We start from the raw sequence: 24221 nt of genomic DNA, 5'->3' as shown, positions 1-24221 counted from the left end.
AAATTTTTTTCTTTTTTCTTATTTTATCTGATTTTTACGAATGATTCTATTGTATGTAACACCAAATCTATGAGTTTCATCTCTAGCATATTGTAAAATTTTCAAAGAAGGTTTGTTCTTTGGAATTATGATAGGTTTTTTATTTTTTGGAACATATACTTCTTCATTTTCTTTTGCCAATGAAATACACGGAAGTTTTAATCCAAGTGATTGCAAAGACTTTGTAGCAGCACTCAGTTGTCCTTTTCCACCATCAATTACTATCAAATCAGGTAATTCAGAATTTTCTTCTAGTAATCTATAGTATCTTCTTTTAATAATTTCACCAATCATTGCAAAATCATCTCTACCAGAAACTGTTTTAATTTTGAATTTACGATATCCTGATTTGTTTGGCTTTCCATTTACAAATTGTGCCATGGAACCTACTGCAAAATCTTCACCATGATTTGAGATGTCAAAACATTCAATGACATTAGGGGTTTGAGGAAGATGAAGAATTTCCTGTAGTTCTATCAATCCAGGCTCACCTCCTTTTGTATGAATCAGATCAATATTTTTTAAAATTAAATTAACAATGTCTTTTTTCTTGCCTTTAGTAGGAACAGATATTTTTACACTAAAACCTGCCTGCTCTGAAAATAGGGATTCTAAGAGATCATGGTTTTCAGGAAGTTCATTTACAATAATGTATTTTGGAATTTTGTGTGTGGAGTAATATTGAAAAAGAAAATTTGAAAAGGAGTTATCACCTACCAAATCAAAAAAGAATTTGTCACTGTCTCGAATCACTCCATTAATCATTCTAAAATTCATTACAGTTGCAGATTGATCCTGAATCCCTATACCAAAATATTCTTCATCAGAGTTTTTTACGTATTCCATTTTTTGTTTTGTTTGCAGGCTTCCAAGTCTAATCAAAGTATCACGAATGTCTTTTGCACGCTCAAATTGCTGTAAATCAGCTGCCTGATGCATCTCCTCTTCTAATTTTTTTGTAAAAATTTTTGTTTGGTTTTTTCCTTTAAGTACTTCTTCTAATGCAGCAACATGTTTTGGGTATCTATCTTGAGCATCTTTGAATTCACAGGGGCCTTCACAATTTCCCAAATGATATTCAAGACACACTTTTTTTGGCAATGTTTTGCAGATTCTAATTTGAAATGCTTTACGTAATGCACCAATAGTAAGTAATTTTGAACTACCTTGGGTAAAGGGACCAAAAGTTTTTCCTTTGCCAAGAAATTTTCCATCTCTGGTTCTCCTTGCAACTAGTAATCTTGGATATTTTTCATCAGATATTCTAAGGTAGGTATATCGCTGTTGATCTTTTAATTCAATATTGAATCGTGGTCGATATTTTTTGATCATGTTTGATTCTAAAAGAAAAGCTTCACTTTCATTGTCAGTTAGAACAAATTCAATATCAGAAATGTTTTGCACTAGTTTTTGTGTTTTGTAGTTTTGGTTTTTTAGAAAATATGACTTTACACGTTTTTTGAGGTTTTTTGCTTTTCCAATGTAAATTATTTTTCCATCAGAGTCTTTCATCAAATAGATACCAGGATCAGTAGGAATGATAATTTGTAAGATGTTAAAAGTCATTTTTTTAGCAGTTTTTTAAGATATTTTCCAGTATAACTTCCAGGCGCTTTTGCAATCTCTTTTGGAGTGCCAATTGCAACAACTCTGCCTCCCTCATCACCGCCTTCAGGCCCCAAATCAATTATCCAATCAGAGTTTTTGATAATATCCATATTGTGTTCAATAACTACAACTGTATTTCCTAGGTTTACCAATCGATTAAGTACATCAAGAAGTTTTTGAACATCTGCAAAATGAAGTCCTGTTGTAGGCTCATCGAGGATGTATAAGGTCTTTCCAGTACCACGTTTTGATAATTCAGAGGCCAGTTTGACTCTTTGGGCCTCACCACCAGACAAAGTAGTAGATGATTGTCCAAGTTTGATATATCCCAATCCAACATCATAGATTGTTTGCAATTTTCGTTTTATTGCAGGGATGTTCTCAAAGAAATTGAGAGCCTCATAGACAGTCATATCCAAAACATCTGAGATATTTTTTCCCTTGTAAAGAACAGATAACGTTTCAGAATTGTAACGTTTGCCTTTGCATTCATCACATTTTACATAAACATCAGATAGAAATTGCATTTCAATTTGTTTTACTCCATCGCCATCACACGCAAAACATCGTCCATCTGCAACATTAAAAGAGAATTGCCCTGGAGCATAGCCACGTTCTTTTGAGAGTTCAGTATTTGCATACAACTCTCGAATAGGAGTAAATGCTCCAATGTATGTTGCAGGATTTGAACGAGGTGTCCTGCCAATAGGGGATTGGTCTATTGCAATAACCTTATCAATATTTTCCAAGCCAACAATATTCTTATGACTTCCAGGTTTTACATTTGATTTGTAAAAATGATTCTCTAATGCCTTAAGTAAGATATCATTAATTAATGTGGATTTTCCAGAACCTGAAACACCAGTAATAGAAACAAAGAGTCCTAAAGGAATTTCAACATCGATGTCTTTAAGATTATTTTCAGATGCCTTTTGTACTACAAGTGTTCCAGAATTATTTCTAATTTTGTCTTGTAATGTAATTAATGAACTGTCTTTAAGATAATCTCCAGTTACAGATTTGTGGCCGTTTAGAATTTGATTGACAGTTCCTTCAAAAACCACATTTCCGCCATTTACTCCAGCGCCAGGACCTAAATCTACCATCCAATCTGAATTTCGTATGACTTCTTCGTCATGTTCTACTACAATGACAGTATTTCCTAGATTTCGTAGCTTATTTAGCGTTTTAATGAGTCGTCCATTATCTCGTTGGTGGAGGCCAATTGTAGGTTCGTCAAGTACATACAAAACACCAGTCAGGTTAGAGCCAATTTGAGTAGCAAGTCGAATTCTTTGAGATTCACCGCCAGACAATGTAGAACTTAGTCTGTTTAGTGTAAGATAGTTCAAGCCAACATTCATTAAAAATTCAAGACGTTCTTTGATTTCTTTTAAGACATCTCTTGCAATGTATTGTTCATTTTCAGTTAGTTTTAGTGTAGAGAAAAAATCATAACAATGATCAATTGATAAATCACAAACATCCATAATTCCCTTGTCATTGATTTTTACTGCAAGTGATTCAGGTTTGAGTTTCTTTCCATTGCAGGCATTACATGGAGTATCTCGCATGAATTGTTTTAGCCATTCACGTTTTGATTCAGAATCAGTTTCAATAAAAACTCGTTGCAGATTAGATAATACACCTTCAAATGCATTGGTGTATTGCCATGAAGAATCACCAGATTTTGAACGGTAGTTAAAGTCAATTAGATCGTCGGTTCCATACAAAATAATTTGAAGATGTTTTGATTTTATTTTGTTAATAGGAGTCATCAAGTCAAATCCAAACTTTTTTCCAACTGCTCGTAGTGCTTGCCTTCGAAATGATGAAAATCTTCCACTCCATGGAACAATTGCACCATCCAAAATAGATTTTGTTTTATCTGGAATAACTAGATCAGGATCAAATTCCATTTTTACTCCAAGACCATTACATTCCTTACACAAACCAAACGGAGAGTTGAATGAAAAATTCCTTGGTTCCAATTCACCCACAGTCAATCCACAATAAGGGCAAGCATTATTTTGAGAGAAGATTTTTTCAGTTTTTTCAGATGCAATCATTACATCTCCTTTTGATGCTTTGAGTGCAGTTTGAATTGCCTCAAACAGTCTTGAGCGTTCAGATTTTTCAGTTGTTATTCTATCGACTACAATCTCAATATTGTGCCATTTTTGCCTATCAAGTGGAGGAACCTCCTCATCTAGGCTCAAAATATCTCCATTTAGGCGTATTCGAGAGTATCCATCTTTCTTGATTTGTTCAAATAATTTTTCATATGTTCCTTTTTTCCTTTGAATAATGGGAGATAAGATGAGAATCTTTTTGCCAGAAAATTCTCTTAGGACAGAATCACATATGGTTTCAATTGATTGTGTTGAAATTTTTCGTCCACAATTTGTACAATAAGGAATGCCAATTCGAGCGTAAAGCAATCTCATGTAATCATAGATTTCAGTAGTAGTTCCAACTGTAGAGCGAGGATTTTTACTGGTAGTTTTTTGTTGGATAGAAATTGCAGGAGATAGGCCCTCAATAGAATCAACATCAGGCTTATCCATCATCTCTAGGAATTGACGTGCATATGCAGAAAGTGATTCAACATATCGTCTTTGTCCTTCAGCATAAATTGTATCAAAAGCCAAAGTAGATTTTCCAGAACCAGACAGCCCACTAATTACAACTAGTTTATTTTTTGGAATGTCAATGTCGATGTTTTTGAGATTGTGATGACGTGCACCACGAATCTTTAATTTATTTTCGGTCATTTTTTATTTGAATCTCCTTTTCTAGTCTTTTTATTCTATCTCTGCACTCAATTGCACGTTCAAAATCTAAATCTTCAGAATATTTTTTCATTTGAGCCTCCAAATCAATAATATCAGTTGCAATGTCATGAGTGGATTTTAGTTTTGAATCATCTAGAGTTGTTACTTGTTCTGGAACAGATTTGATAATTGTCTTTGGAGTAATGTTGTGAGTTTTGTTGTATAGAATTTGCTTTTCCCTACGACGTTTTGTTTCATCCATTGCATTTTTCATTGATTGTGTAATTTTATCAGCATACATGATAACATTTCCATTTTCATTTCTTGCAGCTCGACCAAAAGTTTGAATTAAACTAGTAAAGTTTCTAAGAAATCCTTCTTTGTCAGCATCCAAAATTGCAACCAGTGAGACTTCAGGAATATCTAATCCCTCTCTAAGTAAGTTGATTCCAACTAGAACATCAAATTCCCCAAGACGTAATTGTCTGATTAGTTCGGTTCTTTGCAACCCTTCAATTTCAGAGTGCATGTAGCGGACTCGAACTTGTTTTTTTGAGAGATATTCAGCCAAGTCTTCTGCCATTCTTTTAGTCAAAGTTGTGACTAGAACACGCTCAGAGTTTGCCACTTTTTTGTTGATTTCTTGGATCAAGTCATCCATTTGGTTTTTTGTAGGCCTAATCTCGACTTTTGGATCCAACAATCCAGTAGGCCTGACAACTTGCTCAGCAATTTGATTTGAGATTTTTCTCTCATATTCAGCAGGAGTAGCAGAAACAAATATTGTGTTTTGAATATATTCTTCAAATTCTTCAAATTTTAATGGGCGATTATCATATGCGCTTGGCAGTCTAAATCCATATGTTACCAATTCTTTTTTTCGCGAATGATCACCTTTGTACATGCCATGTAATTGAGGCAATGTTACATGGGATTCATCAATTACTAGCAAATAGTCATCTCCAAAAAAGTCCATCAAACAAAATGCTTTTTGTCCAGGTTCTCGTCCATCAAAATGTCTAGAGTAATTTTCAATACCAGAACAATACCCTAATTCTTCAATCATTTCCAGGTCATATTTTGTTCTCATCTCTAGTCGCTGTTTTTCTAATTCATTTAATTCAGGAAGACGTTTTTTGAGTTCGTCTTTAATTGATTGTATTGCCTTTTTTCTAACATCTTTGGCAATAAGATAGTGCTTTGCAGGAAAAATTTTCATTTGATTAATTTTCTTTTTTTCTTTTAATGAAACATGATCCAGTACAGATATTTTTTCAACCTCATCACCAAACATCGAAATTCTTATCAAATCTTCAGAATATGCAGGGGTAATGTCAATGGTGTCCCCCTTTACTCTAAAATTTCCAGGAGCGACTTCAGTATCATTTCTTTCATATCGTGCGTCTATTAACTGCCTGATGAGTTCATTTCTTTTGATTTCATCACCAGTGTTTACAGTTATTGCCAAATCCTCCCAATCTTGAGGGTTTCCCAGAGAGTAGATGCAAGAGACAGTTGACACGATTATTGTTGGCTCACCTGAGAGCAGCATTGCAGTAGCCTCAAGTCTTAATTTTTCAATTTTTTCATTTATTTGAGTATCTTTTTCAATATAGGTATCAGTTTGAGGCAGGTAGCTTTCAGGCTGATAATAGTCATAGTATGAAACAAAGTACCCAACATTATTTTTTGGAAAGAATTGTTTTAGTTCTGAATAAAGTTGTGCTGCAAGGGTTTTGTTGTGAGAAATTACAAGTGTATTTTTTCCTGTTCTTGCAATTACATTTGCAACAGAAAAAGTCTTGCCACTGCCAGTAACTCCTAGCAATGTTTGAACTGTCTTGTTTTTAACACCTTGGACTAGCTGATCAATTGCTTGGGGCTGATCACCTGTAGGGCCATATTCAGATTCCAATTCAAATTGTGTTGTTTGCTCCAACATGTACAATCCCTAAAAACTGAATTTAAAGCAATGGTGATATTAAAAATCACCAGACAGGTTCATCTACCATTTTTAGACCATCAGGAGTCTCTTCAAACCCCATAACTTTTAGAGTCTGCCTAGATGTAGGTGAGTTTCTCTTTAGAATTTTTTTGGCCAAAACCAATCTAGAATCAGTTCGTAAGTGTTGTCCAATTTTGTATTTTCCTTTAATTGATTCAGGTACTATTTTGATAACTGCAACCTCATCTAAAACTAAATCATTGTTTTTTATTGGAATATAATTTCCCTCAGGCTGATATTTTTTCATTAGCCCATTTAGTGCCAGAGTTTTTTCATCATCATCTTCAACAATTACTGCTTTGCCTTTGATTACCACACTAATGTACAAAGTATCAGCTTGTGATGCATCAGTAGGATGTGAAAAGTATGATGGCAAAAATTCTAATTCCCTATCCACTTCAAACCCAGTCTTAGGATTTCTCAAAATGTTATCTAATTTTTCACCTCTAGTATACGAATGCATGTAAATTGAATCATTAACAAATGCAAAATTCATAGGAATTATCTGAGGATAGCCATTCTCATCAATACTTGCGATACGTCCAACGTGTTCTTCAGAAAGAAATTCCTTAATTTTCTCATAGGACTTTATCTCAAGACGCCCCACTAATTTCAAATCAGTTGTAATTTGGGAATTGATCTAATAAACTAAATGTAACAAAATATGCCAAAAATTATGAGAGACCCATACCTTGATGAATTAAAGAATAATTTTAACAACTATACTAGTGACTTGAAAAAATTAAGAAAGAAACTTCTAAAAACAGATTCCCTACAAGAACAGGAAAAAATTATCAAAAAAATAGACATCATCGCAAAACAGATGGAAAACAACCAAAAACAATCTACCAAGGTGACAAGATCAAGAATCAAAGAAAGACGCACAAAAAAATAACCTAATCTTCTTTATCAAGTTCTTTAGCTAGTGCTTTAATTTCTAAAATCCTACAAGATAATTCATTGCATTCAGTCTCATATTTTGTCATGTGACAATATTGCAAAAAATATCAAAAAAAATAGAAACGTCCTAAAACTTGACTTTTCATTTAATTTTTTATTAAATAAAATCACTTAATTTAAGAGAAAATCCTACTAGCGTCATGGTAGAAATTGATGAAGAGCGCGAGGATGCCACCAATCAAGTATTAGATGTCCTTGAGGAGTGGGGCGCAGAATCAAAATTCATATGGTTTAGAGAACTGCACAGAATTACAGATATTGACAAGGGATTGTTACGAAACATTCTCAATGAATTAAAAAAATCAAAAGAAATCAAAGAGATGCATGGAACCAACAACAGAATATTTTTTTGTCTTAGGAAGTATTACATCAAATGCAGAGATGTGGAATTTAGATTCAAGGGAAAAGAGATAATGCTCAGAGACGGAAGTAAAACAAAGATAATTGCAGGTGCCACAAAGGCAACAGAGCGAACTAGAAAAAGACTAGAGAAACAAAGAAACAAACGTCGGGCAAAATCATTTACAAAAGCAAAAAACAAGAGACCTCACAAATCATAGAGAATCTTCTGTCTGCCTTCTTGCAAAATTGGCTTCTGCTCGTTTGAGTTTTGATGATTCAGCAACATCTTCAGTCATGTCATATAGTTGGTGTAGCTCCATGCCAGGTGTCAAAACATCTTCTTTTTCATCTTCTAAGGCCAGTTCTATGTTTGCCAAAATTTCTACATTTTCATCTAAAACATCAAGGCATTTTTTTACAGATTCAGGAAGGTCATCATCCATCATTATATTGTAAATGGCAGTACAGTAAATGATTTTCTGTATGTATTAGAATAGAATACCTTATTGTTTGGCTTTTTCTCTCAATGCAGGCATCACATGGCTTGCAAACTTGTCAATAGAGCCAAAATAGTTCTTACCCCAGAATCTAATCACAAAGTGATTAACACCGGCATCCATGAATCTCTCAAATGTTGGAATGATATCATCAGGAGTTCCAACTGCAGTTGAAGAACGTGCAACAGGCTCAGGAATTTTGGTTGCAGCCTCTCTCATCTTTACAATCCAATCTTGGTTAGACATTGAATATTCTGTAAAGTATTTTCTAAAGTCAAAGCCTTCGATTTCTTTGAGGCCATGAACACGTAAAATTTCAGGTTTGAACAAGCTGACCTTGACTGCTTCTTTCATTCTTGCCCAGGATTCTTCTGCATCCTCAGAAAAGTAAACATCAATATCAAGTGCATATTCAAAGTTATCTTTTTCCTCCTGTGTTCTATTGTTTTCATCCATGGATTTTTTAATTTGTGCAGCATGATCTTCGAAAAGTTCTGGAGTATAACCGATTGGCAGCCAACCATCACCAAGTTTTCCAGTCAATGCTAATGTTCTCTTACCACCAGATGCCATGTATGTTGGTGGACGTGGCTTTCGAATTGGAGGTGCTTGCAAACACGCACCCTCAAGTTTGTAGTACTTTCCATCATAATCTACAGTGTTATCAGGAGTTGATTGGTATAATGTATGAATAGTTTCAATTTGTTCTTCCCATTTTGAAACAGGTTTTTCAAATGGAATGCAAAATTCTTTTAGATTTTGTGCTTCACCAGCACCAATTCCAAGAATTGCTCTACCCTTAGAAACTCTATCAAGAGTAATTGCAGCAAGTGCAATGTTTGATGGGTGTCTTCTAATTGCATCAGTTACACATGTTCCTAGCTCAACATTGTTAGTTACTGCAGCAATTGCTGAAAGCATTACCCAAGGATCTAATACAATAGCATTTTTCCATTGAGGGACATTTGTGTGGTCCATATAGAAGATAGAATCATAGCCAGTCTTGTCGGCAAGCATACATGCTGTTAAAATTTGATCCTCAGTATATCCAGCTCTTGCAACATTTAGGCCGTTTTGAATACCAAATTTGAGTTTATTTTGAGCCAAGTACATTTACGTCGAATCATTAGAATAAAAAGTTTAATCAAGCTGCCAATTTCGCAGTTTATCAAGAAAATAGAAAAAAGGTAAAAAATTTGTGAATTTTTTATAAATTACCTGCTTTGATATCTTCAAGACATTTTACAACATCTTCTTTTGATATTGGTATTGGATTAGGATCCAAATGTCCTCTATCAGTCATTACGGTGTCAGCAGCTTCTGAAACATCGGCTTTGAGTTCTAATTTATCAAATCCAAGTTTTTCCATTGCCTCTTTGAATCTATCATAGAAGATTGATTTGTTATGTTTGTGAGCTACTGTGGTACATGATGAAAGTGAGTAACCATGAGGTACACCTTCATTTGAGAACACATAGGACAATGCATGCCCCAGGGTTGTAGAGCAATTACCAAAGCCCATACCAGACAACATTGAACCATATGGGTAGTTTTCTGGTTTGTCATTCATAATTGCATCATAAAGAATCTCAAATGCTTGTTTACACAGAGTTCTAGTCAAGTCATTACCAAGTTTGCTATCATAGCCTTCAGTAGCTTGAGCACATGCATCACAGACAGAATTTTTAATGACTTGTTCAGGAGTGCCATCCATGAAATATGAATCAACTACTGCCATGTCAGCTAAGAATCTGTCTTCACGTAACAATTTCTTTTTACCATCAAATTTGAGAACACAATAAGTTGTCATTTCAGCTCCTGTTCCAAAGGTTGTTGGAATTAAGATCTTGTCTTTTTTCATCTCTGGTGCAGCATACTTTACTACATCCATTGAACTTCCGCCACCCAATCCAATTAAGACAGATGGATTCTTGTCTTTGAATTGTGAAATAACAGCATTGACATCATCAATTGATGGTTCAGGTTTTACTTGGTCATACAGCATATAATCCTGAATTCCCATTCTTGCAATCCATTTGTCAGAGAGTTCGGGAGGAACTGTTGTGACAATTAATGCATTTTTAGGATATTCTGTTTCACCAAGGGCATTTTCTCCAAAGTTGATAACTTTTGGAATGCGTACTGTTTGCATAAATCACCAACGTCATTGATTATTATTATATCTTGCATTATTGAGAAAGAGTATGATCATTCAAAATTTTGAAGAGTTAGCAACGACTGATAAGAAAAAAGAGTGTTTAGAGATTTTAGAAGCAGGGCTTAGTGCAGCAAATCCTGAAAATATTATTCCAAAGTACGTAACTCCCCAAAAAATCAAAATTAATGGAAAAACCATAGACATTACAAAATTCTCCAACATTTACTCCATAGCATTTGGCAAAGCCGCAGACTCGATGACTAGGGCATTAAATGCAATAATTCCAATAAAAAGTGGAATTATAGTAATCCCCAAAGGCTCAAAATCAATAATCAAAGGCAAAAAATTTCAGATTTTTAATTCTAGACATCCTGAACCTGATAAAACTAGTGTCAAGGCAGCAAAAGAAGTAATGAAATTTGTACAAAACAAACGGAGTGATGAACTAATTATTTTTCTAGTCTCAGGTGGAGGTTCATCACTTTTAGCCATGCCAAATGGGATAACCCTAGATGACAAAATCTTTGTAACAAAGTTGCTACTAAAATCAGGGGCCACCATTCAAGAATTTAATTGTGTTAGAAAACATCTTTCAAAAATCAAAGGAGGAAAATTAGTTGAAAACATGAAATGCCAAGGAGTTAGTTTGATAATGTCAGATGTGGAAGGAGACGATCTTTCATCTATTGCATCAGGTACAACATACATGGATGGTACAACATTTTCAGATGCATTAGAAATTTTAGAAAAATACAAGCTGAAAAGAAAAACACCAATAGAGGTTTTACAAGTTTTAGAAAAAGGATTAGAAAACGAAAAATTAGAAACACCAAAAAAATCTAAAATTGAAAACCAAGTCATAGCAAACAACGAAGATTGCCTCAAAGCAATGAAAGTAGAAGCAAAAAAGAAAGGTTACAAAGTACAAACAATGCAAGTTTTTGGGGATATCAAAGAGGCAGTAACAAAAATTCTTGAAAATATTTCAGAAGATCAGAAAACTTGTTTAGTTTTTGGAGGGGAGACAACAGTGAAAGTTTTAGGAAAAGGTATGGGAGGAAGAAATCAAGAGTTAGTTTTGAGAATTTTAAAAAATACTCAAAAATTTAAAAAAATAGTTGTTGCATCAATGGGAACTGATGGAATCGATGGCAACTCGGTATTTGCAGGGGCCATTACTGAAAACATCAAAGTAGATCTGAATACCATGAAGGAATTTTTGAAAAACAGTGATTCAGGAAGATTCTTTCAAAAACAAAAAGGAAGCATAATTACAGATTTTACACATACAAATCTCATGGATATAGGCGTAATTTTGAGATAAATTACGGAATTAGGAAATAACTGATCTTTTAATATTATAATGACGTATTTTATGCTGAATTAAATTGTTAGAAAAACAATTCAACCCAGAGATACTGTACAACAGAGTAGTTCATTTCTATATGGATAAGAAAGGATATTCCAAGGAAAAAGCAAATGAGATTGCGCAAGCAGTGGTACAAAAAGAAGCGCAAAGAAGAATTTGTAAGAATGAAAAATGCAAACATTTTTCCCATGATCACATTAGAAACGCAGAGACTTGTCTAGTTGCTGAATGTGATTGTCATGAATTCATCAAGTAAATTCATCTAAAGAATTTTCAAGTAATGGTTGAGCACTGATTCCAAGTTTTTTCTTCAAGTGCTCTGCAAACTCTTCAACAAATCCATGTATTGTGTATACTTGCTCAGCACCTGATTTTACTACCAAATCCACAAGTTCATTAAAATCACAATGATCACTCATAGGAATAGAGTAATCAGTTCTTCTACCAAAAGAAAACTTTGTCGATTGGGCCCAACCACTAAATCCAATTGTCACTGCGCCGTATTTTGATTTCATATCTTGAATGAATTTACTTTTACTTGACATCATAGGGGCAACCATTATCCAAGGTTTTTTTTCCAATAATCCACTTTTTTGAGCCTCAGAATGTCCAATCCCATTCTTTAATTTAACACCAAATTTTTGGTGCAAATTATTCATCTCGTTTACAGAATCATGAAAATAAAGTGGACCCCAATGTCCAAAGAGTTGAGTGATAGTTTGCGCCTTTCCTAATTGATACCCCATCAGAATAACAGGTATTCCTTTTCCATAAAGTTCTGAGATCAATTCATTTACTTGTTTTTGAATTTCATCCATTTTTGGGAATACAAATTCGGGTAAACCAAAAGTACACTCAGTTATTAGCGTCTTGCATTTTGGAATTTTTGCACCTTGAAGAAATCCCCTATTTCTGGTACAGATATCTCCAGTGTAGAATATATCATCAAAAAGTAGTCCTCTTGCACCAAGAATATGGCCACTATCAATTAATGAAAAGTCATCAAGGGATTCAACATGATTTTCCATTTTGAATCCTCGTAAATTAGCAATTTCACTAGTTTCAATAGAAGACAAAATTGTTCCACCATTTTTTGAGGGGAGGTGATCAGCATGAGCATGGGAAACAAAATTGACTCCTGTAGTATCAGTATTTTTTGGATCTAAGCAAACACGTTTACCATTTACCTCACACAGGATACCATTTTTTGTCATCCTGACTTTTCTAGGCAATGAGTTTGAAGAAAATAAGATTTGATATAAATTGCAGGTTTGATCTACTATTGACTAGTTGCTAAATCTTGGAATTTTAATCTCAGGTCGTGGGAGCAACATGGAATCTATCCTAAAGTCAATTAAGAAAAAAAAGATCCCAATAAATCCTTCAATAGTAATTTCAAACAAACCAGATGCAAGGGGTCTAAAAATTGCAAAAAAACTTGGAGTCAACACCGAAGTTGTTGAAAGCAAGGGATTCAAAGGGAACAGGGCAGAATATGATAAAAAGATCATAACAGTCTTAACAAAATATGGAGTAACACCAAGAAATGGGCTAGTATGTCTTGCAGGATTTATGAGAATAATTAGTCCAGAATTTGTAAAAAAATACAAAAACAGAATTATTAATATTCACCCGGCATTATTACCATCATTTCCAGGTCTTGACGCACAAAAACAGGCGCTAGAATATGGAGCAAAATTTTCAGGCTGCACAGTACATTTTGTGGATGCAGGAATGGATACAGGTCCTGTGATAATTCAGTCTGTAGTCAAAGTAAAAGAAAACGATACTGAAAGTTCACTGTCAAAAAGAATTCTAAAAGAAGAGCACAGAATTTATCCTGAAGCTGTAAATCTCTTTGCAAGAAAAAAGATCAAGGTTTCGGGTCGCAGAACAATTATCATTTAAGAGTCAGGACCACCAAAAAAATACAAAACCTTTAGTTCTTTTGTATTGCTGTGAAAATAGTGCTTAACATCTTTTGCAACAAAAAACAATTTATTTTTTGAAACTTTGTAATTTTTATCTCCAATTTTTAAAGAGCCATTACCAGATATGACATAATAGACTTCATCAATATCATGAGGGGTTTGAGTATCCTCTTCTCCAGGTTGAAGAACTAAAACTCCAGCAGCCAAACTTTCTCTATTAATAAAAGTATGAAAATAGTTACTGCCGTTTTTAATTTTCTCTAGATATGTGTCTAAATCAAATTCTAGTTTCAATTTATTCAGCAGCTACTGTGTATGTTTTTCTTTGTGGAGGTTCGCTCATGAAAGAATGTCCTTGAGGGTGAAGTTTTTCATGTTCAGGACTATTATGCATTTTGATAAAAGATTCTTTGCTTTCATGTTCTACCACAATTCTATAACTACCATCAGCAGATTTTAGAAACTTTCTAGATACAAATCCAGGGAATTTTGATAGAACTTTGTTTGATTCTGAAAACCAATTTTTAAAATCATCTTCAGCACCTTCTTTGAGTGAAACGTCTGCTATCATTACAAACATATCATGACTAGTAAAAATGGCATTAAATTTCTTTTCTAAGATTTCAGATATGAAATTCCAAGAATTAAATATCTTCAAATCAAAAACATACCATGACAGGAATCAAGATTGATGGAAAAGTAATTGCTCAATCTGTAAAAGACAGGGTGAAAAAAGCAGTAGAAGAACTAAAGATTCAAGGTATCAGCCCATGCCTGGCAACGGTTCTTGTAGGCGACAATCCAGCGTCTGCCACATATGTCAAAAACAAGCATAAATCATGTGAGGAAGTTGGAATTGCCACAAAAGATCACAAGCTTGATTCAAATACGACCCAAGTTCAACTCAACGAAATTATTGAGAATTTAAACAATGATAATTCAGTTCATGGAATTCTCGTTCAACTCCCACTTCCAGAACAACTAGATGAATTTATCACAACGTCAAGAATTTCACCATTAAAAGATGTAGATGGATTAACTCCACATAATGTAGGGTTGTTGGCTATGAAAAAAGCAGCACTTGTAGCATGTACTCCATCAGGAGTAATGGAGATGTTTGATTATCATAAAATTGATTTAGAAGGGAAAAATATTGTTTTAATTAACAGGAGTAATCTTGTAGGAAAACCACTGTACCATTTGTTGCTAGACAAAAATGCAACTGTCATTACATGTCACTCTAAAACTAAAAACTTGGCAGAGTTGTGCAAATCAGCTGATATTATCATCACAGCAGTTGGGGACAGAAGCAAATTCACGCTGACGTCAGATATGATAAAAGATGGAGCAGTTGTTATTGATGTTGCCATATCAAGATTCCAAGAAAAATTAGCAGGAGATACAGATTTTGAAGATATCATTCAAAAAGCATCTTTTGCAACGCCAGTTCCAGGAGGGGTTGGGCCAATGACAGTTGCAATGCTTTTAAAAAATACAATAACTGCAGCATCACTGAGTAGTCAAATTGGAAGATAATCGCGGGAAAAAATCAATTCGGAATATTCTTTTAGAAAAAAGGGATGCCACATCATTTGATTTGATGAAAATTGCAAGTCAGAAGATCAATAAAAAATTAAAAAAAATCAAAGAGTTCAGAGATGCACAAAAAATTGGAGCATATTATCCAATTGGAAGTGAAATCTTAACTCAGGACATCATTCAAGAATTACTAAGTAATGGAAAGGATGTATTTCTTCCAAGAATAACAGACAAGAATATTGAATTTAAGAAAATTACTGATTTTTTGAGCCTGGAGAAGGGCAGTTTTGACATAATGGAGCCAAAGATAGAGTGTGAAACTGAAAATAACTTGGATGTGATTTTAGTGCCAACAGTAGGGATAACTGCCAAAGGAATCAGGCTAGGATACGGTCATGGATTTTATGATAGGTTTTTAGCTAAACACAAGACAACCACAATTTCTTTGACTTTGGAAAAACAAGTTGTAAAAAATATTCCAAAATCAGATCATGATATGTTAATTGATTGGATTGTAACTGAAGACAGAATTGTAGAAACTCAAAAATAATCTAGTCCTTTTTTGCCAATATCTTTTCTACAAAATTTGTGTGGCCAAGAAATCATATCAGATGCATTGTAGGCATTTGCAATTGCAGACTCTAAGGAATCACCCAAGGCAGTAACTCCTAAAACTCGTCCGCCATTTGAGAATATTTTGCCATCAACATTCTTTGTGCCAGCATGAAAAACATATGCACCATCTGGAATAGAATCAAATCCAGTAATTTCTTCATTTTTTGGATAAGATTCAGGGTATCCTTGAGAAGCCAAAACAACGCATACTGCGTATTGGTTTTTCCAAGATATTGGAGGCATTGAAGATAATTCACCAGTTGCACTTGCAACAAAGTAATCATACAAATCAAAATCCATTCTCATTGTGATTGGCTGACATTCAGGATCACCCATTCTAACATTATATTCTAAAACATAGGGTTCACCATCTTTTAGCATGATTCCTGCATAAAGAAAGCCTTTGAAAACAATGCCCTCATTTTTCATAGACTGTATAGTTTTATCAATAATTTTTTCTTGAATTTTTTTTGCAAGAGAATCATCAATTATTGGAGTAGGAGAGTATGCACCCATCCCACCAGTGTTAGGGCCTTTATCATCATCAAATATTCGCTTGTGATCCTGACTAGAGGCCATAGGGATAGCAATATTGCCATCTGAAAGCGCAATGTATGAGGCCTCAATTCCATCAATTCTCTCTTCAATAATTATTCGATTTCCAGCATCACCAAATGTTTTTTTTATCAAAATTGTTTGAATTGCAGAAATTGCTTCATCAGAGCTATTACAAACAATTACTCCCTTTCCTGCAGCCAACCCATCAGCTTTGACTACGACATTGTAATCAAGTGATTTTACATAATCTTGTGCCTTTTTAGCATCATCAAATATTTCAAATCTAGCAGTAGGGATGTCATTTCTTTTCATGAAATTTTTTGCCCAGATTTTACTTGATTCAAGTTGTGCTGCATTTTTTGAGGGACCAAAAACTTTGAGATTTTTTTCATTAAATTTATCAACAATGCCTGCAGCCAAAGGTGCTTCTGGGCCAACTACTGTAAAGCAATTATTTTTTTCAGCAAAATCTGCTAGGCCATCTAAATCATCAACTGGAATGGACACATTATTTTTTGTACCTCCATTTCCAGGTGCAGTAAAAACAGTATCAACTTTTGAGCTCTGAGATAATTTCCACGATAAAGCATGCTCTCGCCCCCCAGAACCAATCACAAGTACATTTACCAATACAAATTATTTTTTGCTCAATTATATAATCCAAGTCTCAGAAAACCAATTTAGCTTTATAATGCCACAGATCTACCAAAAGCCAGATGGAATTATCCACAAAGTTTGATGCAAAAGCAATTGAATCACAAATTAGAGAATATACAAAATCAATTGATTTAGAAAAACAAATTTTTGCATCAGACAAGCCTGAAAAAATTAGATTCATTGAAGGTCCACCAACAATGAATGGGATTCCACATGCAGGACATCTTAGAGGCAGAGTCATCAAGGATTTGTGGTACAGGTACAACACACTTCAGGGAAAGAAGATAGAGTTTAACGGAGGATGGGACACCCAAGGATTACCCGTAGAACTGCAGGTAGAAAAAGAGTTAGGAGTTACAGGAGGAAAAACTGAGGCAATAAAGCAATTTGGAGTGGAGAGAATTGTTTCAGAATGTAAGAAAGTTGTTGAGAAATACAACAAGACATGGGTTGAAGTTGATTCACTGCTTGGAATGTCATTTAATCATGAAAAGGCATACTGGACTTTTCGAGACGAATTCATTGAAAGAGAATGGCAAATACTAAAAAAAGCACATGAAAATGGAATTTTAGAAGAAGACTTTACAGTAATTGCGTACTGTCCAAGTTGTCAGACATCACTTAGTCATGCAGAAGTCAACCAAGGATACGAAGAGGTCAAAGACCCATCATTATACTATAAAGTAAAACTAGTAGACGAAGATGCATTTTTGATTGTATGGACAACAATGCCATTTACACTAGTTACTGATGCTATGGTAGGATTGCAATCAGAAGAAGATTATGCTTATGTCAAAATGGAAAATGAAACATGGGTTATTGGAAAAACAAGACTAAAAGAGTTCATGACAGAATTAAAAATTGAAGATTATGAAATTGAAAAAACAGTAAAAGGTTTAACATTTGAAGGAAAAAAATACATTCATCCATTATTAGATTTAATTCCAGAATTAAAAGAATGTTCAAAAGATGAAAACTTCCATGTAGCAGTATCAGAATCATTTGTAGATGCAAGTACTGGTAGCGGTCTTGTACATCTGTCTCCTGCAAATGGTGAGGAAGACATCAAAATTGCCAATAAAAGAAAAGTCAAAATTTTCAGCCCCATTAATGACGAGGTAAAATTCACTTCACAGGCAGGAAAATACCAAGGAACGTTTGTCAGAGATGCAGACAAGCAAATAGTAGAAGATCTAAAGGAGTGCAATGCTTTAGTAAAAATTGGAAAAATCAAGCACAAATATCCACTTTGCTGGAGATCACACCATCCAATAGTATGGCTTGCAAGAAAAGGTTGGTTTTACAAACTAGATAGGTTAGATAACAAAGCAATTGATGCAGCTGAGAGCGTAGAATATTATTTTGAGCAACCTAAAAACAGATTCTTAGGAATAATCAAAGAGAGACATCCTTGGTGTATCTCAAGAGAGAGAATTTGGGGATGTCCATTACCTGTGTGGACGTGTGAAGATTGTAATGAAAGAAATTGGTTTTTTACAAGAAAAGATATTGTTGAATCTGCAGACAAACTTCCTGATGGCCCAGACTTTGAGTTGCACAGACCATGGATTGACAACATTGTCATCAAGTGTAAAAAATGCGGAAGCACAAAAACAAAAAGAGAAGAATACGTATTAGATACTTGGCACAATAGTGGTTCGGCACCATATTCATCATTAACTGATGAAGAGTATTCAAGAGACATTCCAGCCCCATTTTTTACTGAAGGAATTGATCAGACTAGAGGATGGGCATACACATTACTTATTGAGAATGTAATTTTAAACAACGGTCCAACTCCGCCATACAAGTCGTTTTTGTTCCAAGGGCATGTACTGGATAAGAAAGGAGGAAAGATGAGCAAAAGCAAGGGAAATGTTTTGGAAGGAATAGAGTTGCTAGAAAAATATCCTGCAGATTTGATCAGATTTTATTTTATGTGGAAAGCAAGTCCAATTGAACCACTAAGTTTCAGTACTGAAGAATTAATGTCAAGACCTTATCAAGTAATTAACACATTATTTAATCTGCACTTGTACTTTAAACAAAATAGCCAGTATGATAATTTTGATAAATCCAACACTGTAGAATGGGCAAAACAAAATGATTTGCTAACATCACCAGACATTTGGCTACTATCAAAACTTCAAAAATTAATTCTCAAAATTACAGACAGAAATGATTCATGTAAATTTCACGAGAGTGCAAAGGCAATTGATGATTTTATCATTAACAATCTTAGTCAAATTTACATCCCAATTACAAGAGGAGAATTATGGGACGAAGATGAAGAAAAAAAGAACAGAAGGCTAGCAATTTATGCAGTCCTAGGAGAGGTTCTAAAAGCACTAGACATTTTGATTCATCCATTTTGCCCATTTACTAGCGAATACTTGTATCAATCAGTTTTTGATGGAAAACAAAGCATACTACTTGATAGATGGCCTAAACCACAAGAATCACTTGTCAATGAAGAAATTGAGGAATCATTTGACATAATGAAAGACGTAGTATCAGTTTCATCAGCTGCAAGAATGAAAGGAAAGTTGAAGAGAAGATGGCCATTAAATGAGGCAAAAATTTGTGTCAAGAAAGGACAAAAGATGAAACTTGAATCATTATCAAAACTACTACAATCTCAGTTAAACGTAGAAAAATTTGATATAATTGAAACAGAAAAAGATTCAGGATTAGAGCAGACTTTAGAATTACAAAAACTAGGATTACCCATAAAACCAATTATAGAATTAGAGAGAAAGAGAATTGGACCTAAAGCCAAACAACATATGGGAAAACTTGTAGCAATGTTTTCTGAAACCAACCCTAAAGAAATTATTTCATCTTTACAAAAAGATTCAAAATTTAATTTTGATGTAGATGGTGAAACCATATCACTTGAAAATGAAGACTTTGTTGTAGACTTTGATGCAGATGAAAATTTTGCAGTATCTAAAAGAGACAACTACATTGTATTCATTTCAACATTGAGAAACAAAGAGATGATGGCAAAGGGGTTGGTAAAAGATGTTGCAAGAAGACTTCAAACCCTAAGAAAAGAGAGAGGATACAATCCAACTGATGTTTTGGATGTAGCATCAATTCTTGATCTAGATGATGAATCACTTGAAATGATAAGAGAAAAAGCAGATGACTTGGCTTTTTTGGTCAGAGTAAAACAAGTAAACTTTACAGAATCCTGCAAGGAATACAAAGATGACGATATTGATGGACTAAAGATTAGAATATCAATAGAATAATTTTTAAAAAATTATAGTGCAGTGCAGACTCACTTTTTATTAATTAAAATTGAAAAGCAAAATCACATTCCAGAAGAGAGTAGCCTCTAGATCCCCCCACCAGTATTTTCTACATCTCTTCTGAGAATTAATTTTTGGAGCATATGTAATATTTTTATTACAATCATAACAGATATAGAGAAATGTCCGAATCAAAGGCACCAAATGTTGTTGGGATTAACGTTCTAAAACAAAACGGTCTTGATGTGGATGAATTGGTAAAAGAATTGATAAAAAATGCGGCAGTGGAATTTACTGCATATTACTATTTTACCAATCTCAGAGCACATTGTACAGGCTTAGAAGGTGAGGGACTAAAAGGAATTATTGAAGATGCAAGGCTAGAAGACCTAAGTCATTTTGAGTCATGTATTGAAAGAATTTACCAATTAGGAGGAGCCCTTCCAAATGACGCAACAGAATTTATCAAAATTTCTGGTTGTGAGTTCTTACAACTTCCAGCAAATCCAACAGATCATAAAGCAATTCTAGAAAAGTGTCTCAAAGCAGAACAAGGAGCAATAGTAAACTGGGATAAAATTTGCAAGATGACATTAGGCAAAGATCCTGCAACATACGATATTGCCAAAGATATTCTAGCTGAAGAGATCGAACATGAGTCTTGGTTCCTAGAGCTAATCTACGGAAGACCATCAGGGCACATGAGAAGAAAATTTGCGGGTGAGAGACCACACACTAGAAAACACTCTAGAGCACTAGATATGGCATAAATGCCAAATCACTTTCTTTCTTTATTCCTAAAATGTTGATTTCATTGAAGACAAAGTGTGAAGATGAATTGTTTTATCAGGGTTAAATAGAAAAATCACCTATTAATTAACATGGTAAAGCAGATCAGTCTTGATGCATGGCAGATTCAGCATTTAGCAGATTTGCTTGAAAAGGGTTCAAAGATTGTTGAGAAAACCAACAGACCAATTGTTTTGTACAGACAGACACTTGAAGAAGAAGAGGAATCTTATGAAGAAATTGTATGTACGCTTATCAAAGGATACGTAATTGAGCAGATGGTAACATCAGGGGGAATCCTAGTTCCAAGTTTTCATCAACAGTTTGTTTTTACCATTGAAGAATACCCACAAGAGTTATTGAGAAAAAGTAAAGATCGCTTTTTGGAAATGATTGATTTTCTTGATGAACAATTAAGATAATATCATAGTTAATAAAGACCGTAAAATTCAGGATTTTTGCATGCAATTACTAGAGTTTCAGGCAAAGGAATTATTTCGAGAATACGGAATCAACCTTCTAGACAGTATTTCATCAACAAATATAGAAGAAGGTCGAAAGCATGCAAAAGAGTTAGGATATCCATTTGTAATTAAAATTCAGGTACCTGTAGGGGGCAGAGGCAAAGCAGGAGGAATCCAAAAATGTCAAAATGATGATGAATTTGAGATAAAATATCCACAAGTTATGGATTTGACAATAAAGGGAGAAAAAGCAAGAGCCATTCTTCTTGAAAAGATGGCAGATATCAAAAAAGAGTTGTATCTTTCAATATTTTTGAATCGCTCGAAAAGATGCTACACAATTATTGCATCAGCTGAGGGAGGAGTTGAAATTGAATCAGTAAAAAATCAAATCATTAAAGAGATAGGATTAGGAGAGGTTTCAGATGAACTTGCAAAAGAAGTTGCAAAAGAAATGGGATTGGAAGGAAAACATGCTGAAGGCGTAGCAGATACTTTAAAAAAATTATCAAAACTTATAATTGAAAAAGAAGCAGAACTTGTAGAGATCAATCCACTTGCAATTATGCAAGATGATACAATAATGGCACTTGATGGAAAATTTGTAACAGATGACAATAGTAATTTTAGACATCCAGAATTAGAAAAGTATCAAGAAAAAACAGCAATTGAAGAACAAGCTGAAAAAAGTGGGTTTTCATTAGTAGAATTAGATGGAGATATTGCAGTTGTAGGAAATGGTGCAGGATTGGTAATGTCTACACTAGACATGTTATCAGACAATGGTGGAAAACCAGCATGTTTCTTAGATGTTGGTGGCGGTGCAACAACTGAATCAGTGTATGAAGCATTAACTTTGATTAGCAAATTAGATAGAGTAAAAGGGATTCTAGTAAATCTCTATGGTGGAATTGTAAAAACTACAGTAGTAGCTGAAGCATTTCTAAAAGCATATGAGGATAATCTTATTGATTTACCAGTATTTGCTAGACTGAAAGGTACTGAATCAGAAAAAGCAAAAGAAATGCTTCAAAATTCCAAAACCAAGATATTTGATTCAGTAGAAGAGGCAATTAATTCAGCGGTAATGGGAGTGAAATAATGGGCGACATTTTTGAACTGTTAAAAGGAAAACAAGGAGAATCAGATTATGAAAATAAAGGAGTTATAGTTCAAGGCATCACAGGATCATATGGCTCATTGCATGCAGGAAAAATGTTAGAATATGGAACCAACATTGTAGCAGGAGTTACCCCAGGCAAAGGGGGTCAAACATGGAATGAAAGTATACCAATTTACAATACAATGAAAGAAGCAGTTGATGCAACAAATGCCAAAATTTCAATTATCTTTGTTCCAGCAAAATTCTTTTTGGGAGCTGCAAAAGATGCCCTAGAAGCAGGAATCAAACTACTAGTTGCAATTCCAGAACACGTTCCAATTAGAGATACAATGGAAACATTAGAGCTTGCAAAACAAAAAGGCGCCATAGTTATTGGACCAAATACACCAGGAATAATGATTCCAGAATTAATTAAAATCGGAATCATGCCACCAATGCCATTTAAGGCAGGAAAGATTGCAGTGTTATCAAAAAGTGGAACATTACTTTATGAAATTTCAGATGCTTTAACTAATGCAGGATTTGGTCAATCAATTACAATTGGAATCGGAGGAGACCCAGTAAATGGAACAAGGCTAATTGATGCATTTGATATGGTAAAGGATATTCCAGATTTAGAAGGAATGGTAGTAGTAGGAGAAATAGGTGGAGACTCTGAAGAAATGTTAGCTCAGAAAATAATTGATTCAGGATTTAACAAACCAACTGTAGCATACATTGCAGGCAGGGCAGCACCAAAAGAAAAGAGAATGGGTCATGCAGGTGCAATCGTAATGGGAACATATGGCTCAGCTGAATCCAAAGTATCAATGTTTAACAAGGCAAACATTCCTGTAGCAAAAAGACCTGCAGAAGTACCTGTTTTGCTAGCAGGAAAGATGGAAAAATCCGATTAGAATAAAAGAGAGAGATTGAGGAGAAAATCAAATGCCAATTACAGACCCAGAGAAGAAACGAATTGCACAGCAAGCAAGACTTGTCATGAGAATTTGTTTTAATTGTGGTTGCAGAAATGACATAGACGCTACCAGATGCAGAAAATGCAGAAATCCATACTTGAGATTAAAGAACAGGAATCTAGGCGTCAAGAAGTAGAATTAGAAATTCATCAATCTTTGCCTATAATCAACTATTGCAGATCTTATACCAGAATTGTATCGCATGACAAATGACTTTGCCAAGTCAGGATTGTCAAGTTCTTCTAAAGGAACCTGAAGATCATTAGGTAGTTGCTCATTCATTTGAAAAAGAATCTTTGCAGCATCAACATATTGTCCAAGATTTTCTGCATACTCAAAGGCCAACTTCATTCTGTCAATTAATGCATCAAACTCCTGTAAAGACATGTTAAAACTTTGAAAAATCAGTACTAAAGGCATTGGTAATTACAAAATATCCACAACCTAAAGACAAAAAAACACGTCTTTTTGTAGAATCGTTGGACCGGTCGTCTAGTTTGGTTTGGATGACGCACTCACACTGCGTAAGAGAAATAATTCTCCGCAAAGGTCGTGGGTTCAAATCCCATCCGGTCCA

General features: G+C 34.4%; 25 protein-coding genes and 1 tRNA gene. 14 read left to right on the top strand and 12 right to left on the bottom strand.

What is annotated here, in order from left to right:
- Positions 1 to 18: 18 nt before the first annotated feature.
- The 4 genes from uvrC to C6989_RS07825 are packed head-to-tail and all read right to left on the bottom strand — an operon-like array spanning position 19 to position 7033.
- Positions 19 to 1605, bottom strand: coding sequence for an excinuclease ABC subunit UvrC (gene uvrC, locus C6989_RS07840; RefSeq protein WP_182126851.1), 1587 nt, complete (start codon positions 1603 to 1605; stop codon positions 19 to 21).
- Entirely contained in the window at positions 1602 to 4421 is a 2820-nt protein-coding gene (gene uvrA, locus C6989_RS07835; protein ID WP_182126850.1) for an excinuclease ABC subunit UvrA, read from the bottom strand. Before uvrA ends, uvrC begins: the two co-directional genes overlap by 4 nt.
- Entirely contained in the window at positions 4408 to 6360 is a 1953-nt protein-coding gene (gene uvrB, locus C6989_RS07830; RefSeq protein WP_148704133.1) for an excinuclease ABC subunit UvrB, read from the bottom strand. The genes uvrA and uvrB overlap by 14 nt, the downstream gene beginning before the upstream one ends.
- Positions 6361 to 6409: 49 nt before the next feature.
- Positions 6410 to 7033 (bottom strand): pyridoxamine 5'-phosphate oxidase family protein, encoded by a 624-nt coding sequence (locus C6989_RS07825; RefSeq protein ID WP_237087749.1) that lies wholly within the window; start codon positions 7031 to 7033, stop codon positions 6410 to 6412.
- A 69-nt stretch (positions 7034 to 7102) separates the two neighbouring features.
- On the opposite strand from C6989_RS07825, the gene C6989_RS07820 reads away from it, so the two are divergent.
- Both C6989_RS07820 and C6989_RS07815 read left to right on the top strand, forming a co-directional pair.
- Positions 7103 to 7321 carry a hypothetical protein gene (locus tag C6989_RS07820; protein ID WP_148703099.1) on the top strand — a complete coding sequence of 73 codons (219 nt, stop codon included), beginning with the start codon at positions 7103 to 7105 and terminating at the stop codon, positions 7319 to 7321.
- Between the two features lie 205 nt (positions 7322 to 7526).
- Entirely contained in the window at positions 7527 to 7946 is a 420-nt protein-coding gene (locus C6989_RS07815) for a hypothetical protein (protein ID WP_182126848.1), read from the top strand.
- On the opposite strand, the gene C6989_RS07810 is transcribed toward C6989_RS07815, so the two are convergent.
- The 3 genes from C6989_RS07810 to C6989_RS07800 all read right to left on the bottom strand — a co-directional run bounded on the left by C6989_RS07810 (position 7941) and on the right by C6989_RS07800 (position 10377).
- Entirely contained in the window at positions 7941 to 8171 is a 231-nt protein-coding gene (locus tag C6989_RS07810; RefSeq protein WP_148704132.1) for a hypothetical protein, read from the bottom strand. The two genes, C6989_RS07815 and C6989_RS07810, sit on opposite strands and share 6 nt — an antisense overlap.
- Before the next feature lie 60 nt (positions 8172 to 8231).
- The gene (locus tag C6989_RS07805; RefSeq protein ID WP_148703097.1) at positions 8232 to 9338 is read right to left on the bottom strand and encodes an LLM class flavin-dependent oxidoreductase; all 1107 of its coding nucleotides are present in this window, start codon (positions 9336 to 9338) and stop codon (positions 8232 to 8234) included.
- A gap of 94 nt (positions 9339 to 9432) precedes the next feature.
- Complete coding sequence (locus tag C6989_RS07800; protein WP_182126847.1) at positions 9433 to 10377, bottom strand: iron-containing alcohol dehydrogenase; 945 nt, start codon at positions 10375 to 10377, stop codon at positions 9433 to 9435.
- Positions 10378 to 10429: 52 nt separating this feature from the next.
- On the opposite strand from C6989_RS07800, the gene C6989_RS07795 reads away from it, so the two are divergent.
- Together C6989_RS07795 and C6989_RS07790 are read left to right on the top strand one after the other, a co-directional pair.
- Positions 10430 to 11707 (top strand): glycerate kinase type-2 family protein, encoded by a 1278-nt coding sequence (locus C6989_RS07795; RefSeq protein ID WP_182126846.1) that lies wholly within the window; start codon positions 10430 to 10432, stop codon positions 11705 to 11707.
- A 64-nt stretch (positions 11708 to 11771) separates the two neighbouring features.
- Entirely contained in the window at positions 11772 to 12008 is a 237-nt protein-coding gene (locus C6989_RS07790; RefSeq protein ID WP_182126845.1) for a hypothetical protein, read from the top strand.
- Here C6989_RS07790 and C6989_RS07785 read toward each other — a convergent pair.
- Entirely contained in the window at positions 12001 to 12966 is a 966-nt protein-coding gene (locus C6989_RS07785; protein WP_182126844.1) for an MBL fold metallo-hydrolase, read from the bottom strand. The two genes, C6989_RS07790 and C6989_RS07785, sit on opposite strands and share 8 nt — an antisense overlap.
- A 76-nt stretch (positions 12967 to 13042) precedes the next feature.
- Here C6989_RS07785 and purN point away from each other — a divergent pair, with 76 nt between their 5' ends.
- Complete coding sequence (gene purN, locus C6989_RS07780; RefSeq protein WP_148703077.1) at positions 13043 to 13660, top strand: phosphoribosylglycinamide formyltransferase; 618 nt, start codon at positions 13043 to 13045, stop codon at positions 13658 to 13660.
- On the opposite strand, the gene C6989_RS07775 is transcribed toward purN, so the two are convergent.
- A complete protein-coding gene (locus C6989_RS07775; protein ID WP_182126843.1) occupies positions 13657 to 13977 on the bottom strand; it encodes a cupin domain-containing protein in 321 nt (106 codons plus the stop codon). The genes purN and C6989_RS07775 overlap by 4 nt on opposite strands.
- Before the next feature lies 1 nt (position 13978).
- Complete coding sequence (locus tag C6989_RS07770) at positions 13979 to 14263, bottom strand: antibiotic biosynthesis monooxygenase family protein (protein ID WP_148704131.1); 285 nt, start codon at positions 14261 to 14263, stop codon at positions 13979 to 13981.
- A 92-nt stretch (positions 14264 to 14355) separates the two neighbouring features.
- Here C6989_RS07770 and C6989_RS07765 point away from each other — a divergent pair, with 92 nt between their 5' ends.
- Both C6989_RS07765 and C6989_RS07760 read left to right on the top strand, forming a co-directional pair.
- Positions 14356 to 15219: a bifunctional 5,10-methylenetetrahydrofolate dehydrogenase/5,10-methenyltetrahydrofolate cyclohydrolase gene (locus C6989_RS07765; protein ID WP_182126842.1), complete on the top strand. Its 864-nt coding sequence runs from the start codon at positions 14356 to 14358 to the stop codon at positions 15217 to 15219.
- Entirely contained in the window at positions 15209 to 15772 is a 564-nt protein-coding gene (locus C6989_RS07760; protein ID WP_182126841.1) for a 5-formyltetrahydrofolate cyclo-ligase, read from the top strand. The genes C6989_RS07765 and C6989_RS07760 overlap by 11 nt, the downstream gene beginning before the upstream one ends.
- Here C6989_RS07760 and purD read toward each other — a convergent pair.
- Positions 15763 to 17025 (bottom strand): phosphoribosylamine--glycine ligase, encoded by a 1263-nt coding sequence (gene purD / locus C6989_RS07755; protein ID WP_182126840.1) that lies wholly within the window; start codon positions 17023 to 17025, stop codon positions 15763 to 15765. The two genes, C6989_RS07760 and purD, sit on opposite strands and share 10 nt — an antisense overlap.
- Before the next feature lie 86 nt (positions 17026 to 17111).
- Between purD and ileS the strand changes: the two genes are divergently transcribed.
- From ileS to C6989_RS07725, 6 genes are all read left to right on the top strand, one after another.
- Positions 17112 to 20309 carry an isoleucine--tRNA ligase gene (ileS, locus tag C6989_RS07750; protein WP_182126839.1) on the top strand — a complete coding sequence of 1066 codons (3198 nt, stop codon included), beginning with the start codon at positions 17112 to 17114 and terminating at the stop codon, positions 20307 to 20309.
- Positions 20310 to 20491: 182 nt separating this feature from the next.
- Positions 20492 to 21079: a DNA protection during starvation protein gene (dps, locus tag C6989_RS07745; protein WP_148703071.1), complete on the top strand. Its 588-nt coding sequence runs from the start codon at positions 20492 to 20494 to the stop codon at positions 21077 to 21079.
- A 111-nt stretch (positions 21080 to 21190) separates the two neighbouring features.
- Positions 21191 to 21520: a hypothetical protein gene (locus tag C6989_RS07740; RefSeq protein WP_182126838.1), complete on the top strand. Its 330-nt coding sequence runs from the start codon at positions 21191 to 21193 to the stop codon at positions 21518 to 21520.
- 40 nt (positions 21521 to 21560) lie between these two features.
- Positions 21561 to 22664 carry a succinate--CoA ligase subunit beta gene (locus C6989_RS07735; protein ID WP_182126837.1) on the top strand — a complete coding sequence of 368 codons (1104 nt, stop codon included), beginning with the start codon at positions 21561 to 21563 and terminating at the stop codon, positions 22662 to 22664.
- Positions 22664 to 23581 carry a succinate--CoA ligase subunit alpha gene (locus C6989_RS07730; protein ID WP_182126836.1) on the top strand — a complete coding sequence of 306 codons (918 nt, stop codon included), beginning with the start codon at positions 22664 to 22666 and terminating at the stop codon, positions 23579 to 23581. The genes C6989_RS07735 and C6989_RS07730 overlap by 1 nt, the downstream gene beginning before the upstream one ends.
- Positions 23582 to 23612: 31 nt before the next feature.
- The gene (locus C6989_RS07725; protein WP_014963595.1) at positions 23613 to 23780 is read left to right on the top strand and encodes a 50S ribosomal protein L40e; all 168 of its coding nucleotides are present in this window, start codon (positions 23613 to 23615) and stop codon (positions 23778 to 23780) included.
- 2 nt (positions 23781 to 23782) lie between these two features.
- Here C6989_RS07725 and C6989_RS07720 read toward each other — a convergent pair whose 3' ends face one another.
- Entirely contained in the window at positions 23783 to 24031 is a 249-nt protein-coding gene (locus tag C6989_RS07720; RefSeq protein WP_182126835.1) for a hypothetical protein, read from the bottom strand.
- Between the two features lie 94 nt (positions 24032 to 24125).
- On the opposite strand from C6989_RS07720, the gene C6989_RS07715 reads away from it, so the two are divergent.
- Positions 24126 to 24221 (top strand) — tRNA-Val (locus C6989_RS07715).

It is taken from the genome of Nitrosopumilus sp. b2, assembly GCF_014078535.1.
Taxonomy (GTDB): domain Archaea; phylum Thermoproteota; class Nitrososphaeria; order Nitrososphaerales; family Nitrosopumilaceae; genus Nitrosopumilus; species Nitrosopumilus piranensis.
The sequence above is the reverse complement of the archived record's forward strand: the minus strand, read 5'-3'. Positions and strand labels throughout refer to the sequence as shown.

Coding starts and splice junctions, on each gene's coding strand:
- uvrA (WP_182126850.1), bottom strand. CDS start 4,421: ATGACCGAAAATAAATTAAAGATTCGTGGTGCACGTCATCACAATCTC.
- C6989_RS07765 (WP_182126842.1), top strand. CDS start 14,356: ATGACAGGAATCAAGATTGATGGAAAAGTAATTGCTCAATCTGTAAAA.
- C6989_RS07725 (WP_014963595.1), top strand. CDS start 23,613: ATGCCAATTACAGACCCAGAGAAGAAACGAATTGCACAGCAAGCAAGA.
- C6989_RS07815 (WP_182126848.1), top strand. CDS start 7,527: ATGGTAGAAATTGATGAAGAGCGCGAGGATGCCACCAATCAAGTATTA.
- uvrC (WP_182126851.1), bottom strand. CDS start 1,605: ATGACTTTTAACATCTTACAAATTATCATTCCTACTGATCCTGGTATC.
- ileS (WP_182126839.1), top strand. CDS start 17,112: ATGGAATTATCCACAAAGTTTGATGCAAAAGCAATTGAATCACAAATT.
- C6989_RS07770 (WP_148704131.1), bottom strand. CDS start 14,263: ATGTTTGTAATGATAGCAGACGTTTCACTCAAAGAAGGTGCTGAAGAT.
- C6989_RS07735 (WP_182126837.1), top strand. CDS start 21,561: ATGCAATTACTAGAGTTTCAGGCAAAGGAATTATTTCGAGAATACGGA.
- C6989_RS07740 (WP_182126838.1), top strand. CDS start 21,191: ATGGTAAAGCAGATCAGTCTTGATGCATGGCAGATTCAGCATTTAGCA.
- C6989_RS07800 (WP_182126847.1), bottom strand. CDS start 10,377: ATGCAAACAGTACGCATTCCAAAAGTTATCAACTTTGGAGAAAATGCC.
- C6989_RS07730 (WP_182126836.1), top strand. CDS start 22,664: ATGGGCGACATTTTTGAACTGTTAAAAGGAAAACAAGGAGAATCAGAT.
- C6989_RS07810 (WP_148704132.1), bottom strand. CDS start 8,171: ATGGATGATGACCTTCCTGAATCTGTAAAAAAATGCCTTGATGTTTTA.
- C6989_RS07805 (WP_148703097.1), bottom strand. CDS start 9,338: ATGTACTTGGCTCAAAATAAACTCAAATTTGGTATTCAAAACGGCCTA.
- C6989_RS07820 (WP_148703099.1), top strand. CDS start 7,103: ATGAGAGACCCATACCTTGATGAATTAAAGAATAATTTTAACAACTAT.
- C6989_RS07785 (WP_182126844.1), bottom strand. CDS start 12,966: ATGACAAAAAATGGTATCCTGTGTGAGGTAAATGGTAAACGTGTTTGC.
- C6989_RS07795 (WP_182126846.1), top strand. CDS start 10,430: ATGATCATTCAAAATTTTGAAGAGTTAGCAACGACTGATAAGAAAAAA.
- dps (WP_148703071.1), top strand. CDS start 20,492: ATGTCCGAATCAAAGGCACCAAATGTTGTTGGGATTAACGTTCTAAAA.
- C6989_RS07720 (WP_182126835.1), bottom strand. CDS start 24,031: ATGTCTTTACAGGAGTTTGATGCATTAATTGACAGAATGAAGTTGGCC.